The organism is Mycolicibacterium neworleansense (assembly GCF_001245615.1).
GTDB classification, from domain to species: domain Bacteria; phylum Actinomycetota; class Actinomycetes; order Mycobacteriales; family Mycobacteriaceae; genus Mycobacterium; species Mycobacterium neworleansense.
Window position 1 is genome coordinate 1,816,538 of record NZ_CWKH01000001.1, and the last position, 13,500, is coordinate 1,830,037.

General features: G+C 67.6%; 14 protein-coding genes. 6 read left to right on the forward strand and 8 right to left on the reverse strand.

Going from position 1 to position 13,500, the window contains the following annotated elements:
* Window positions 1-48 precede the first annotated feature (48 nt).
* Entirely contained in the window at window positions 49-552 is a 504-nt protein-coding gene (locus BN2156_RS08480) for a phosphate-starvation-inducible PsiE family protein (RefSeq protein WP_090512338.1), read from the forward strand.
* On the opposite strand, the gene dxs is transcribed toward BN2156_RS08480, so the two are convergent.
* Entirely contained in the window at window positions 549-2,462 is a 1,914-nt protein-coding gene (gene dxs, locus BN2156_RS08485; RefSeq protein ID WP_090515670.1) for a 1-deoxy-D-xylulose-5-phosphate synthase, read from the reverse strand. The two genes, BN2156_RS08480 and dxs, sit on opposite strands and share 4 nt — an antisense overlap.
* Before the next feature lie 28 nt (window positions 2,463-2,490).
* Window positions 2,491-3,783, reverse strand: a complete 1,293-nt coding sequence (gene nhaA / locus BN2156_RS08490) for a Na+/H+ antiporter NhaA (protein WP_090512341.1) — start codon at window positions 3,781-3,783, stop codon at window positions 2,491-2,493.
* 189 nt (window positions 3,784-3,972) lie between these two features.
* Here nhaA and BN2156_RS08495 point away from each other — a divergent pair, with 189 nt between their 5' ends.
* Complete coding sequence (locus BN2156_RS08495; RefSeq protein ID WP_090512344.1) at window positions 3,973-5,061, forward strand: GGDEF domain-containing protein; 1,089 nt, start codon at window positions 3,973-3,975, stop codon at window positions 5,059-5,061.
* A gap of 20 nt (window positions 5,062-5,081) precedes the next feature.
* Here the strand turns inward: BN2156_RS08495 and BN2156_RS08500 are convergent, their stop codons facing one another.
* Both BN2156_RS08500 and BN2156_RS08505 read right to left on the reverse strand, forming a co-directional pair.
* Complete coding sequence (locus BN2156_RS08500; protein ID WP_090512346.1) at window positions 5,082-6,305, reverse strand: class I SAM-dependent RNA methyltransferase; 1,224 nt, start codon at window positions 6,303-6,305, stop codon at window positions 5,082-5,084.
* A complete protein-coding gene (locus BN2156_RS08505) occupies window positions 6,302-8,305 on the reverse strand; it encodes an APC family permease (RefSeq protein WP_210436587.1) in 2,004 nt (667 codons plus the stop codon). The genes BN2156_RS08500 and BN2156_RS08505 overlap by 4 nt, the downstream gene beginning before the upstream one ends.
* Window positions 8,306-8,402: 97 nt before the next feature.
* Between BN2156_RS08505 and BN2156_RS08510 the strand changes: the two genes are divergently transcribed.
* Together BN2156_RS08510 and BN2156_RS08515 are read left to right on the forward strand one after the other, a co-directional pair.
* Window positions 8,403-9,077 carry a potassium channel family protein gene (locus BN2156_RS08510; protein ID WP_090512351.1) on the forward strand — a complete coding sequence of 225 codons (675 nt, stop codon included), beginning with the start codon at window positions 8,403-8,405 and terminating at the stop codon, window positions 9,075-9,077.
* Window positions 9,077-9,745, forward strand: coding sequence for a potassium channel family protein (locus BN2156_RS08515; protein WP_090512354.1), 669 nt, complete (start codon window positions 9,077-9,079; stop codon window positions 9,743-9,745). The genes BN2156_RS08510 and BN2156_RS08515 overlap by 1 nt, the downstream gene beginning before the upstream one ends.
* A 14-nt stretch (window positions 9,746-9,759) precedes the next feature.
* Here BN2156_RS08515 and BN2156_RS08520 read toward each other — a convergent pair whose 3' ends face one another.
* Together BN2156_RS08520 and BN2156_RS08525 are read right to left on the reverse strand one after the other, a co-directional pair.
* Entirely contained in the window at window positions 9,760-10,353 is a 594-nt protein-coding gene (locus BN2156_RS08520) for a DUF3159 domain-containing protein (protein WP_090515672.1), read from the reverse strand.
* Window positions 10,354-10,451: 98 nt separating this feature from the next.
* Entirely contained in the window at window positions 10,452-10,823 is a 372-nt protein-coding gene (locus tag BN2156_RS08525) for an OB-fold nucleic acid binding domain-containing protein (protein ID WP_029111028.1), read from the reverse strand.
* A gap of 134 nt (window positions 10,824-10,957) precedes the next feature.
* Here BN2156_RS08525 and BN2156_RS08530 point away from each other — a divergent pair, with 134 nt between their 5' ends.
* Window positions 10,958-11,677, forward strand: a complete 720-nt coding sequence (locus BN2156_RS08530; RefSeq protein ID WP_162490756.1) for an alpha/beta fold hydrolase — start codon at window positions 10,958-10,960, stop codon at window positions 11,675-11,677.
* A gap of 12 nt (window positions 11,678-11,689) precedes the next feature.
* Here BN2156_RS08530 and BN2156_RS08535 read toward each other — a convergent pair whose 3' ends face one another.
* Together BN2156_RS08535 and dut are read right to left on the reverse strand one after the other, a co-directional pair.
* Window positions 11,690-12,493: a DUF3710 domain-containing protein gene (locus BN2156_RS08535; protein WP_090512359.1), complete on the reverse strand. Its 804-nt coding sequence runs from the start codon at window positions 12,491-12,493 to the stop codon at window positions 11,690-11,692.
* Window positions 12,493-12,957 carry a dUTP diphosphatase gene (gene dut / locus BN2156_RS08540; RefSeq protein ID WP_090512361.1) on the reverse strand — a complete coding sequence of 155 codons (465 nt, stop codon included), beginning with the start codon at window positions 12,955-12,957 and terminating at the stop codon, window positions 12,493-12,495. The genes BN2156_RS08535 and dut overlap by 1 nt, the downstream gene beginning before the upstream one ends.
* A gap of 25 nt (window positions 12,958-12,982) precedes the next feature.
* Between dut and BN2156_RS08545 the strand changes: the two genes are divergently transcribed.
* Window positions 12,983-13,462, forward strand: a complete 480-nt coding sequence (locus BN2156_RS08545) for a DUF3093 domain-containing protein (RefSeq protein ID WP_090515674.1) — start codon at window positions 12,983-12,985, stop codon at window positions 13,460-13,462.
* The last annotated feature ends 38 nt before the right edge of the window (window positions 13,463-13,500 follow it).

Sequence of the window (13,500 nt, forward strand, 5' to 3'; positions counted from 1 at the left end):
TAGTTGAGTTCACAACCCGACGCCCCCGACTGGAATATCGTCAGTGCGGTGGCACAGCGGCAGGAAACCGAAGGCGAGCAGGAACGGGAACGCTTCGCGGATCGAGCTCTGAGGATCGCCGAGGACACCGTCTACTGGTCGATCGCGGCACTGCTGCTCGCCGGGTCGATCGTGCTGATCGTCGCCCAGGTCAACACCATGTTGCGACTGGGAAGCACGCCTGCCGTCCCGGTCATGCTGGAACTGCTGGACGGCCTGCTGCTGGTCTTCATCTTCGTCGAACTGCTGTATGCCGTGCGGACCTCGTTGCGATCTCGCGAACTCGTGGCCGAGCCGTTCTTGATCGTCGGCATCCTGGCGTGCATCAAAGAAATCGTCGTGGTGTCGGTGGATGCGGCCAAGCTGTTCGACAAAGGACCGGAGTTCGCCCGGGCCATCGTTCAGGTCGGCGTGCTCGGCGGTTTGGTCCTGGTTCTGGCGGTCGCCATCTTCGTGCTACGGCTGCAGCGGCTGGGCGCAGATCACATGCAGGACAAACCGGACGCAACCTAGTCGACCTGTTGGCTGATCTCCTGATCGCTCACCGGCGTACCGATCGCGGCGATCCAACCGGTGATCTGACGGGCGATGTTCCGGTCGGTCAGACCGACCTCGGCGAGCACCTCCCCACGCGAGGCATGCTCCTGGAAAACCTGCGGAACGCCGAGATCTCGGCAGGGCACATCGATCTCGGCATGGCGCAGAGCCGCCGACACCGACGAACCGATGCCACCGTGCACACCGTTGTCCTCGACGGTGACCACCAGTTTGTGACCGCGGGCCAACTCACCGAGAGCCTGCGGCACCGGCAGCACCCAGCGCGGATCAACCACGGTGACACCGATGCCCTGATTGCGCAGCCGCTCGGCGACCGCCAGGGCCATCGACGCGAACGAGCCCACCGCGACCAGCAACACGTCGTCGGTCAGGCCGGCCGAGGGCACCGCGAGCACGTCGACGCCGCCGCGCCGCTCGACTGCCGGAATATCTTCGCCCACATCACCTTTGGGGAACCGGATGGCCGTCGGGCCGTCGTTGACGGCCAGCGCCTCGCCAAACTCCTCCCGCAGCCGCGCGCCGTCGCGGGGCGCCGCGACCCGGATGCCCGGGATGATGCCGAGGATCGAAAGGTCCCAAACGCCGTTGTGGCTGGCTCCGTCCGGTCCGGTGACCCCGGCCCGGTCCAGCACCATGGTGACCGGCAGCTTGTGCAGCGCGACATCCATCATCAGCTGGTCGAATGCGCGGTTGAGGAACGTCGAGTAGATCGCCACCACCGGATGCAGGCCGCCCATGGCGAGCCCGGCCGCCGAGGTCATCGCGTGCTGCTCGGCGATACCGACGTCAAAGAACCTGTCCGGGAACCGATCCCGGAATGCGCTCAGACCGGTCGGGCCGGGCATGGCCGCGGTGATCGCTACCACATCACGCCGCTTGGCGCCGATCGTGACCAGCTCGTCGGAGAACACCGACGTCCAACCCGGCGCCGAAGCCTTCGTCGGCAGCCCGGTCTCCGGGTCGATGACGCCGCAGGCGTGCATCTGATCGGCCTCGTCGTTCTCGGCGTGCGCATAGCCCATGCCCTTGCGGGTCACCACGTGCACGATCACCGGGGCCTTGAAGCCACGGGCATGGCGCAGCGCGTTCTCCACCGCGTGCTCGTCGTGGCCGTCGATCGGGCCGACGTACTTGATGCCGAGGTCGGTGAACATCACCTGCGGGGCGACCGCGTCCTTGATGCCGGCCTTGATGCTGTGCATGCACTGGTAGCAGAACTCGCCGACGACGGGCAGCCCGCGCACGGCCTTGCGGCCTTCTTCCAGGATCCGCTCATAGGCCGGCTGCAGGCGCAGGCCCGCCAGATGGTCGGCGAAGCCGCCGATGGTGGGCGCGTAGCTGCGGCCGTTGTCGTTGACGACGATGACCACCGGGCGGTTACCCGTGGCGATGTTGTTCAGCGCCTCCCAGCACATGCCGCCGGTGAGCGCGCCGTCACCGACGACCGCCACCACATGACGGTTGCGGTGGCCGGTCAGCTCGAAGGCCTTGGCCAGACCGTCGGCATAGGACAGGGCGGTGCTGGCGTGGCTGGACTCCACCCAGTCGTGCTCGCTCTCGCTGCGCGACGGGTAGCCGGACAGACCGTCCTTGCTCCGCAGGGTGTCGAAATCCTGTGCGCGGCCGGTCAGCATCTTGTGCACGTACGCCTGATGGCCGGTGTCGAAGATGATCGGATCGTGCGGCGAATCGAACACGCGATGCAGCGCCAAGGTCAGTTCGACCACACCCAGATTGGGGCCAAGATGTCCGCCGGTTGCAGCGACCTTGTGGATCAGGAACTGACGGATTTCCTTCGCCAGATCAGTCAGCTGAGACTGTGACAGGTGCTGCAGATCAGCGGGACCGCGGACCTGTTCAAGCATTCCGTCAGTGTACGCACGGATGCCGAAGTCAGTCCTGCCGAGGCTGATAGACATCGGGCACACCGTCGTGGTCGGCGTCGATGTTCTCCAACTGGTGAATGCGCCGATATGCGGCGTTGCGCGACACCAGGACCACCGAGGCGAGCAGCCCGGCCACCACCGATCCGGTGACCACCGCGATCTTCACGTCGTCGTCGGCCACCGTGCTGTGTCCGAACGCCAGTTCCCCGATCAGCAGCGACACCGTGAAACCGATGCCGGCCAGCAAGGCCACCCCCAGCACGTCCCGCCAGGCGAGATCCTCGTCCAGGGTCGCGTGGGTGAACCGGGCCAACAGATACGTGGTTCCCAGCACACCGATCGGCTTGCCGAGCACCAGGCCGGCGATCACCCCGATGGTCACCGGATGCGACACCGCCTCGGCGAAACCTGAGAAGCCACCCACGGTGACGCCGGCGGCGAAGAACGCGAACACCGGCACGGCGAACCCCGCCGACAGGGGCCGCACGAGGTGTTCGAAATGCTGGGCCGAGGCGTGGCGGCCCAGCACCGGGACGGTGAACCCGAGCACCACCCCGGCCACAGTGGCGTGCACACCGCTGGCATGCACCAGCGCCCACGCCACGACCGCCAACGGCATCAGGATCCACCATTGCCGCACGCCCCGCTGCACCGCGAACGCATACAGAGCGATCGGGATCAGTGCCCCCGCCAACGGCCCGAGCGCCACGTGATCGGTGTAGAAGATCGCGATCACCGTGATGGCCAGCAGATCGTCGACCACCGCCAGCGTCAGCAGGAAGATGCGCAACGCCGCGGGCAGGTGGGTGGACACCACCGCCAGCACCGCCAGCGCGAAGGCGATGTCGGTGGCGATCGGCACCGCCCACCCGTCGGTGTTCTCGGGGTGCCCGGCGAACAGATTGATTCCGATGAAAACCACCGCGGGCACCGCCATGCCACCCACGGCCGCGGCGATGGGCAGCGCCGCACGGGCCGGGTCCCGCAGGTCCCCCGCGACGAACTCGCGTTTGAGCTCCACGCCCACGACGAAGAAGAAGACTGCCAGCAGCCCATCGGCCGCCCAGGCCGACAAGCTCAGGTCGAGATGCAACGACTGCGGTCCGACGACGAACTCCGAAAGGCGGTGATAACTGCCTGACCACGGCGAATTGGCCCACACCAGCGCGGCGGCCGCGGCGGCCAGCAACAACGCCCCGCCGACCGTCTCGGTGCGCAACAGCTCCGAGACGCGCTGCCACTCCGGCCACGACCCGCGCGCCAGCAGACGTCGGCTGCTGTTTTCACGGCGATCACTCATCGGGCTCCTGGGGTCAGCATGCATCGAACGCCGACCAGACTTCCCGGCACACCTGCGGTTCACGCTAACAGGTGAGGGCCCCGAGCAAATACCGACGAAGTCCGTGGCAGCGGCTCAAACCGGCTACAAAATTCCGGCCCTCATGATTACGTAAGGTGTAGGCGAAGTCGATTACTTCCGGGGTGCGAGTTGAGTCCTTTCGATCACTACTACGCGCGTACCGCCCTGCTCGCGGCACAGGGCAAGCGCACCCGGATGCAGCGCCTCGTCGGGGTCACCATCGTCAGCCTGAGCCTGGTCCCCTTGCTGTTGCTGATCAGCCCGAAGGGTCCGCACGGCGGCCTGCAGTACGTGGCGGTGGCGGTGTCCGTCGGCGGTCTGACCCTGGCCCAGTGGTGGTGGCGGCGCCAGTGGCCCAGCCGCACCCAGTCGTGGATCGTCGTGTCCATCGGCACGGCCTGTATCGCGGCGACCTGCATCCTGCTGGTGGACCCGGTCGTGGGCCTCATGGGTTCCAGTTCGCTGAGCCTCATCACCGCCTACACGGCGTTCCTGCACAGTCGCCGGGTGCTGCACCTCACCTGGGTGGCCTCCGGTGCCGTAGTGGCCTTCCTGGGGGTGCGCGTGGCCCTCACAGACGTCTGGCTGGGGGTGGTGGGCAGCCTCGTGGCAGTGCTGGTGATCCTGAGCACCTCGGCGTTGTGCCGGATGGCCGTCGAGTTGGTCGAACCCGACCGCGTCCAGCACCCGGGTGAGATCGACCCGCTGACGGGTCTGCTCAACCGCGAGGGCTTCGACATGCACACCGCCACGATGCTGGGCTCCCACAGTCGCCACGACGATCAGTACCTGGTGGTCGTGGCGGTGGGGATCGATGACATGGCGCTGCTGAGCGACATGGACGGCAGCCACAGCACGCTGCACGCGCGCGTCGCCGTCGCGCAGGCCATCCGCGAGACCGTGCGCCACAAGGTCCCGCTGGCCCATGTGTCCGACAGCGAATTCCTGATCGCCGACGTGTTCAAGACCAACGATCCCTCACCGCTGGTCAACCGGATCCGCATGGCCATCACCACCACGCCCATGCGCCTGACGGCCAGCATCGGCACGGCCTGCAGCCAGTTGCGCCCGCTGACCGAGCTGCCCACCGAGCAGATCGTCGACGCCCTCGTGGCACTGGCCGACACCGCGATGAACCAGTCGAAGGCCGAAGGCGGCAACCGGGCCACCTACGCGCACTTCCCCACCCCGACCATGGGGCCCGACACCCCGGACTGAGCGGGCCCCTCGGCGACGGATCAGCGGGTCAGCACCGCGATGCACTCCACATGGTGGGTGAGCGGGAAGGAATCGAACACCCGCAGTTCCTCGACGCCATAGCCGTGCCCCAGATACAGTCCCACGTCCCGCGCGAACGACGCTGCCTCACAACCGATGTGTATGACCCGAGGCACCTCGGCGGCCGCCAGCGCATCGATCACCTCACGTCCGGCGCCGGTGCGCGGCGGGTCGAGAACCGCGACATCGGGGCGACCCGACTCGGCGGTCAGGGCTCGCCGCACCGAGTCGGTGACCACCGAGACCCAGGGCAGGTCGGCCAGCGCGGTGCGTGCCGCGCGTGACGCCCCGCGAGAGGTGTCGACGGTGAGTACGCGGCCCTGCGGTCCGACCTGGCCGGCCAGCGCCGCGGCGAAAACCCCGGCGCCGCCGTACAGATCCCAAGCCGTCATGCCCGGCTGCAGCCCGGACCATTCGGCCACCAGCCCGCTGTAGAGGGCGGCCGCGTCGCGATGTGCCTGCCAGAACGCCGTCACCGGCAGTAGCCACTGCCGCCCGCCGATGCGCTGCACGGCCTCGTAATCGCCTTCGATGACGCGCGTCGCATTCTTCGGGCCCGCCGCGCGGCCGCCTTTGCGGCCGCCGGCGGTCTTGGGGCCGGATTGCACGATGTGTCTGCGGCCATCGGAGTCGAGCACCACATGGACGTGTGCCCCGGGGGTCCAACGCATCTCGGCCAGGCCGTCGGTCAGCTCAGTGGGCAGTTGCCCGCAATCGAGCTCGGTGATCAACTCGGCGCTGTGGTAGCGGTGGAACCCGGCCCGGCCGTCGGCGTCGGTGTCGAGCCGCACGCGGGTCCGCCACCCACGGACCTCACCGGGGCCGACCGGTTCGGCGACGGCGGTCTCCTCGTCGCGCCAGGTGTATCCGCCCAGCCGTGACAGCTGGTTGGCCACCACCGACCCCTTGAGCCGCCGGGCGGCATCGGGTTCGACGAACGCCAGGTCGCAGCATCCGGCGCCGTCGACCCCGGCGATCCGGCACAGCGACGGCACCCGGTCCGGGGAAGCGTCGATCACCTCGACAACCTCGGCGTGCCAATACGATCCGCGTTCGTCGAACACATTGACCCGCACGGTCTCGCCGGGCAGGGCGTACCGGACGAACACCACCCGCCCGTCGTGGCGAGCCACGCAACTGCCGCCATTGGCCGCCGGGCCCGCCGTCAGAGTCAGTTCTGTCATTCCAGGAATCCCCGGCGCGCGTCACCCGGGGTGGCACGCGGTTGCAGCGCCTTCAACCGCTCCGAAGAACTCAATTGCCACGGAACCGATGTCACCATCACGTTGGGCATGAACAGCAGCCGGCCCTTGAGCCGCAAGGCGCTCTGGTTGTGCAGCACCTGCTCCCACCAGTGCCCCACGACGTACTCAGGGATGAACACCGTCACTACGGTGCGCGGCGATTCCTTCGTCACCCGTTTGACGTAATCCAGTACCGGCCGGGTGATTTCACGGTAAGGCGAGGCGATCACCTTCAGCGGCACGCTGATGTCGCTGTCCTCCCACTGGTGCACCAGGGCCCGGGTCTCGGCATCGTCGACGCTGACCGTGATCGCCTCCAGCACATCCGGTCGCGTCGCACGGGCATAGGCCAGCGCGCGCTTGGTCGGCAGATGCAGCTTGGACACCAGGACCACCGCGTGGTTGCGGCTCGGCAACACCATGTCGCCCGCTTCCTCGTCCTCCTTCTCGAGCTCGCGGGCCACGGTGTCGTAGTGCTTGTGGATCATCTTCATGATCACGAAGAGCGCGCCCATCGCCAGGATGGCGATCCAGGCACCGGCGACGAACTTGGTCACCACCACGACCACGAGCACCGCGCCGGTGGCCGTCAGACCGACCGCATTGATGACGCGTGACCGCATCATGTGCCGCCGCACCGCGGGATCGGTTTCGGTGCGCAGCAACCGGGTCCAGTGCCGGACCATGCCGATCTGGCTGAGCGTGAACGATACGAACACGCCGACGATGTAGAGCTGGATCAGCGCCGTCACCTCGGCGCGGAACGCCACCACGAACGCGATCGCGGCGAAGGCCAGGAACAGGATGCCGTTGGAGAACGCCAGCCGGTCACCGCGGGTGTGCAGCTGCCGCGGCAGGAACCGGTCCTGGGCCAGGATCGACCCCAGCACCGGAAACCCGTTGAACGCGGTGTTGGCCGCCAGCACCAGGATCAACGCGGTGACTCCCGCGATCAGATACAGACCGACCGGGAAGTCGTGGAACACCGCGTCGGCGAGCTGAGCGATCAACGTCTTCTGGTGATAGTCGGCCGGCGCACCGATCAGCTGCTCGTGGGGCCGTTCGGCGATCTGCACTCCCGTCGCCTTGGACAGCAGGATGATGCCCATGAACAAAGTGACCGAGATCACCCCGAGCAGCAGCAGGGTGGTCGCGGCGTTGCGCGACTTGGGTTTCCGGAAGGCCGGTACCCCGTTGCTGATCGCCTCGACACCGGTCAGCGCCGCCGACCCCGAGGAGAACGCCCGGGCCACCAGGAACACGAGTGCGAAGCCGAGTACCTCGCCGTGTTCGGGATGCATCTCGAAACCGGCAGATTCCGCGCGCAGCGGATGATCCAGGACGTAGATCTGGAACAGGCCCCAGCCCAGCATGATGTACATGCCGATCATGAAGGCGTAGGTGGGAATGGCGAATGCGGTGCCCGATTCTCGCAGCCCGCGCAGGTTCATCGAGGCCAGCAGCAGGATCGCCACCACCGCGAAGAGCACCTTGTGCTGCGCGACGAACGGCACCGCCGAACCGATGTTCGACATGGCCGACGACATCGACACCGCAACGGTCAGCACGTAATCCACCATCAGCGCGCTGGCGACCGTGAGCCCCGCGGTGGGCCCGAGGTTCGTCGTGACGACCTCGTAATCTCCGCCACCGGACGGATAGGCGTGCACGTTCTGCCGGTAACTGGCGATCACGATCAGCATGACGCCCGCCACCGCCAGGCCGATCCACGGCGTCAGGGAGTAGGCCGTCAGCCCCGCCACCGACAGCACCAGGAAGATCTCCTCCGGCGCGTAGGCCACCGACGACAAGGCGTCGGAGGCGAACACCGGCAGGGCTATCCGTTTGGGCAGAAGGGTGTGCGAGAGCTTGTCGCTGCGAAACGGCCGCCCCAGTACCAATCGGCGCGTTGCCGTCGAAAGCTTGGACACGAGAGCCAAGACTAAGCCCGAACACGAAATGCCGTCACAAAGCTGTAGCGTTCCGGGTGCACGGATAGAGCAATATTGCTTTTCTGCCACCGGAAAGGACCTTCGGGTGCGTGTAGTGGTCATGGGGTGCGGCCGGGTCGGCGCCTCCCTCGCAGACAGCCTGGCCCGGATCGGCCATGAGGTCGCGGTCATCGACCGCGACAGCACCGCGTTCCACCGACTCTCACCGGAGTTCGCCGGTGAACGTGTGCTCGGTATGGGCTTCGACCGCGACGTGCTGCTGCGCGCCGGAATCGAGGAGGCCGGCGCGTTCGCCGCGGTGTCCTCGGGCGACAACTCCAACATCATCTCGGCCCGGGTGGCCCGCGAGACGTTCGGCGTCGAGCGCGTGGTGGCGCGCATCTATGACGCCAAGCGTGCCGCGGTCTACGAACGCCTGGGCATCCCGACCGTGGCGACGGTGCCGTGGACCACCGACCGTCTGCTCAACGTCCTGACCAGGGAGACCGAAACCACCAAGTGGCGGGACCCGTCGGGCAACGTGGGCGTGGCCGAACTACCGCTGCACCAGGACTGGGCCGGGCATCTGGTCACCGACCTGGAAAGGGCCACGGGCGGCCGGGTGGCGTTCATGATCCGGTTCGGCAACGGGTACCTGCCCGAACCGAAGACCGTGATCCAGGCCGGCGACCAGGTGTACGTGGCCGCGGTGTCCGGCCACATCGCCGAGGCGCTGGCCATCGCGGCGCTGCCGCCGAGCGAGGACTTGGAGGCTCACTGATGAAAGTTGCCATCGCCGGGGCCGGGGCCGTTGGCCGTTCCATCGCCCGCGAATTGCTCGACAGCAAGCACGACGTGACGCTGCTGGAGCGCAATCCCGAACATATTGACGTCGACGCCATCCCGGCCGCGCACTGGCGGCTCGGCGATGCCTGCGAGCTCACCATGCTGGAATCGGTCAAGCTCGAAGAATTCGACGTGGTGATCGCGGCGACCGGTGACGACAAGGTCAACGTCGTGGTGAGCCTGCTGGCCAAGACCGAATTCGCGGTCCCGCGGGTGGTGGCCCGGGTCAATGATCCCCGCAATGAGTGGCTGTTCGACGAGAACTGGGGTGTGGACGTGGCGGTTTCCACGCCGCGCATGCTCGCCTCACTGGTCGAGGAGGCGGTGGCGGTCGGTGATCTGGTGCGCCTGATGGAGTTCCGTAAAGGACAGGCCAATCTGGTCGAGATCACGCTGCCCGACGACACACCGTGGGGCGGACGTCCCGTCAGGCGCCTGGACCTGCCCCGTGACACCGCGCTCGTGACGATCCTGCGCGGGGCCAGGGTGATCGTGCCCGAATCCGATGAACCCCTCGAAGGTGGCGACGAGCTGCTGTTCGTGGCCGTCACCGAGTCCGAGGATGAACTGCGGGAGCTGCTGCTGCACCCGGCGCCGCGCTGATCTGCGAACCGTCCTCAGTCGGCGGTTCGCGCGCCGTCCTGGGCGTGTACGGCGCGCTGCGCGGCCCGGATGGCCAGATAGGTGACCAATGCCGCGACGGCGGTCAGCGGCCAGCCCATCGCGATGCGCGCGACGCCCAGCCAACCGGTCTCGTCGGAGTCGTACAGATAGTGCTGTACCAGGAACCGCGACGCGAACACCGCGACCCAGGTGAGCGTGGCGACGTCGAACGCCAGCACCGCCTTGCGGACGCCGCGCCAGGCCCGGTCGTGTGTGTTGACCCAGCCCCAGATGTAACCGACCACCGGGCGGCGGATCACCACCGACACCGCGAACACCACGGCGTACAGCAGTGAGCTCCAGATACCAAGCAGGAAATAGCCTTTCGACTCCCCCACCAGGTAGGCGATCAGCGCGCTGATGCCGACGGCGAAGAATCCCGACACCGCGGGTTGTACGGATTCGCGGCGGATCAACCGCCAGATCAGGATCAATGTGGCCACGCCGAGCGCGGCGGCGATCGCGGGCATCAGCCCGAACAACGTGGAAACCGGGACGAACACCACCACGGGCAGTGATGAGTAGATCAGCCCGCTGATGCCACCCATCTGATCGAGCACCGCCCGGCCGCCGCCATGGGCAGGGGTGGGCTCCGGATCACTCTCGGGAGGTTGAGGTGTGTTGCCTGAGTTCTTTTCGGCCTGGCTCACTTCTGAATTTCGTAGCGGGGGTTGTAGATCGCCTTGGTGCCGTTTTCCAGCTTGCCGACCCGGCCGTGCACCCGCAGGGTGCAGCCCGACTCGATTCCGGGGATGCGACGCTGCCCCAGCCACACCAGCAACACCGTGTCGGTACCGTCGAACAGCTCGGCCTTGATGCCGCCGGAACACCCCTTGCCGTTACATTCGACGCTGCGCAGGGTGCCGACCATCGTCACTTCCTGGCCGCGCTGGGCGTCGATCGCCTTGAGCGCGCCGGTATTGGCGGCTTCGTCACTGAGCTCTTCTACGTCGAGTTGTTCGGGGTCTTCCGTCAGGCGTCGCGTAAGCCGGCGCAGATACCCTTCGGCCGTAGCCATGGCCTCTCCTGACCTTCTGCGGATCCACTGTGAATCCGCCCAACCAACGCCACGGTAGACCTCTTGTTCACCGAATGCCACGTGGGGTGCGGGTCGGCACGCCGAGGATTTGACGGGGCAGGCACGATCATGTGATGAGCGTCATTCTGCGCGATGTCCCAACCGTTCTGCTGCCAGGCACCGGGTCCGACGACAACTACGTCTACCGGGCATTTTCGGGTGCGCTGCACGCCGCCGAAGCTCTTGTCGTGACGCCGGCGCCGACTCCGGACCGGCTTGTCGAGGGTTACCTGCTGGCGCTCGACAACGCGGCCCGGTCGGGCCCGATCGCGGTCGGCGGAGTGTCCATCGGCGCCGTGGTGGCGGCCCGGTGGGCGTTGGACCACCCCGGACAGGCCGTGGCGGTCCTGGCCGCCCTGCCGCCCTGGACGGGTTCCTCCCAGCATGCCCCCGCCGCGTTGTTGGCCCGCCAGTCGGCGGAGCTGTTGCGCCGGGACGGACTGGCGGCCACGGTCGCGCAGATGCGTGCGTCCAGCCCGCCGTGGCTGGCCGACGAACTGGCCCGCTCCTGGGTGGGCCAGTGGCCCACCCTGCCCGAGGCGATGGACGAAGCGGCCGGCTATCGCGCGCCCGGCAGTGCCGAACTCGAACAGCTTCGGGTGCCCATGGGGATCGCGGTGGCCACCGACGATCCCGTGCATCCGGCCGAGGTCGGCTACGAATGGGTGGCCGCGGCACCGCAGGCGGCGCTGCGGTCGGTCACCCTCGAACAGATGGGGCTCGATACCGGTGTGCTGGGCGCCGCGTGTCTGGCCGCACTGCAGGAGGCGGTCAGCGACACCGTGGCCGGCTGAGGGGCGGGTTTCCTACCCGCCGGTGATGGTGCGCAGCTGCTGCATCGCCGAACCCTGCACGCTGCGGCGCGCCACCGGCTCGGCCGGCGGCTGATCCTGCGGGTGCGCCTGTGTCGTTGCGGCGAGCTGCTGGGCGGCCTGTTGCATCGCGGCCTGCTGAGCTGCGGCCCGCAGCTGGGCCGCCATCGGCTCGGGCAGCTGCACCGCTAGCGGAGTACGCACCGGCAGCGGCGTGTCACCGCGACGAATCACGCTGTCGGCCAAGGATGCCCGCGCCTCGTCGGCAAGAGCGTCGATCGTCTCGGGGGCCCCGTTGACCACACAGCGCACCATCCAGCGGTAGCCGTCGACGCCGATGAAGCGCACCACGCCGCCGTTGCCCGCGCCGACCACCTCGCGGCCCCACGGGCCGTCCTGGATGTTCACCGCGCTCGCGTCCTTGCGCAGCGATTCGGCGAGCTCGCCGGCCACCTCACGCCACAGGCCCGGGCTCTTGGGCGCGGCGTAGGCGGCGATGGTGAACCGCCCGTTGGGGGTCACCACCCACACCGCACTGGGCGCCCCGGCCTCGTTGAGCTCGACCTGGACCTGGCCGCCGTCGGGCATCGGGATCAGTACCGAGCCGAGGTCGAGCCGCCCCTGCGCCGCGACCGCGGGGTCGTCGAAGTCCTCGACGTCGAAGGGGCCGTCGTCCGAGCCCTCGTCGTAGTCGTCGGCCGCGTCCGCCTGGGTCGCTTGGTCGACAACCTTGTCGTCGTCGTTCTGACCGGCCGAATCGTCAGCCGGGTCATTGTGCTTGCGCTTTCCGAATGCCATCACAAACTCGCATGTCCGCCGGAGGAACCGTGGCCACCGTCGCCACGGGAGGTGTCAGCCAGGCCCGCCTCGTCGAACGACGTCACCTCGACCAACTCGGGCAGTTCTACCCGCTGAACCAACAGCTGGGCAATCCGGTCACCGCGGTGGATCACGATCGGCGTGTCGGGATCGAGGTTGATCAGTGAAACCTTGATCTCGCCGCGATAGCCGGCGTCTACGGTGCCCGGACTGTTGACGATCGAAAGACCCACGCGGGCAGCCAAACCCGAGCGCGGGTGGATCAGCCCCACCATTCCGTGCGGAATGGCCACGGCAACCCCGGTGGGCACGAGCTCTCGTTGCCCGGGGGCCAGCTCGACATCGCGCGCGCTGTAGAGGTCTACGCCCGCGTCCCCATCGTGCGCCCGGCTGGGCATCGGTAGTTCGCGGTCCAATCGGACGACCGCCAGAGAGGTGGACACGACGTCACAGATTACTCTGAGCCGCGTGTCAGACACGCGTGCAACCACCCAAAGCGTTCAGTACCGCGAACGTTTGTGGGTGCCGTGGTGGTGGTCGCTGCCCGCTGCGGTGCTGGCAGGGGTCATCGCGTTCGAGATCGGCCTGGCCGCGCCGGCCATTCCGGCGTGGTTGCCGTATGTCTTGCTCTTCGGCGTGGCGGGGGCCGTGCTGATGTGGTTCAGCAAGACCGAATTGAAGGTGGTCCGCCTCAGCAGCGGCGTCACCGAGCTCTACGTCGGTGACGCGCACCTGCCGACGAGCGTCATCTCCCGCAGCGCGGAGGTGCCGCGGTCAGCGAAGTCGGCCGCACTGGGCCGCCAACTCGATCCAGCTGCCTACGTCGTTCACCGGGCCTGGGTGGGCCCGATGGTGCTGGTGGTACTCGACGATCCGGATGACCCCACCCCGTACTGGCTTGTCAGTTCCCGCCATCCGGATCGCGTCCTGGCCGCACTCCGCGGCTGAGCCGCGAATTCGATCACCGCGGCTGAGCCGCGAATTCA

Coding starts and splice junctions, on each gene's coding strand:
- nhaA (WP_090512341.1), bottom strand. CDS start 3,783: ATGAGTGATCGCCGTGAAAACAGCAGCCGACGTCTGCTGGCGCGCGGG.
- BN2156_RS08535 (WP_090512359.1), bottom strand. CDS start 12,493: ATGGCATTCGGAAAGCGCAAGCACAATGACCCGGCTGACGATTCGGCC.
- dxs (WP_090515670.1), bottom strand. CDS start 2,462: ATGCTTGAACAGGTCCGCGGTCCCGCTGATCTGCAGCACCTGTCACAG.
- BN2156_RS08520 (WP_090515672.1), bottom strand. CDS start 10,353: ATGGGTGGCATCAGCGGGCTGATCTACTCATCACTGCCCGTGGTGGTG.
- BN2156_RS08530 (WP_162490756.1), top strand. CDS start 10,958: ATGAGCGTCATTCTGCGCGATGTCCCAACCGTTCTGCTGCCAGGCACC.
- BN2156_RS08515 (WP_090512354.1), top strand. CDS start 9,077: ATGAAAGTTGCCATCGCCGGGGCCGGGGCCGTTGGCCGTTCCATCGCC.
- BN2156_RS08500 (WP_090512346.1), bottom strand. CDS start 6,305: ATGACAGAACTGACTCTGACGGCGGGCCCGGCGGCCAATGGCGGCAGT.
- BN2156_RS08525 (WP_029111028.1), bottom strand. CDS start 10,823: ATGGCTACGGCCGAAGGGTATCTGCGCCGGCTTACGCGACGCCTGACG.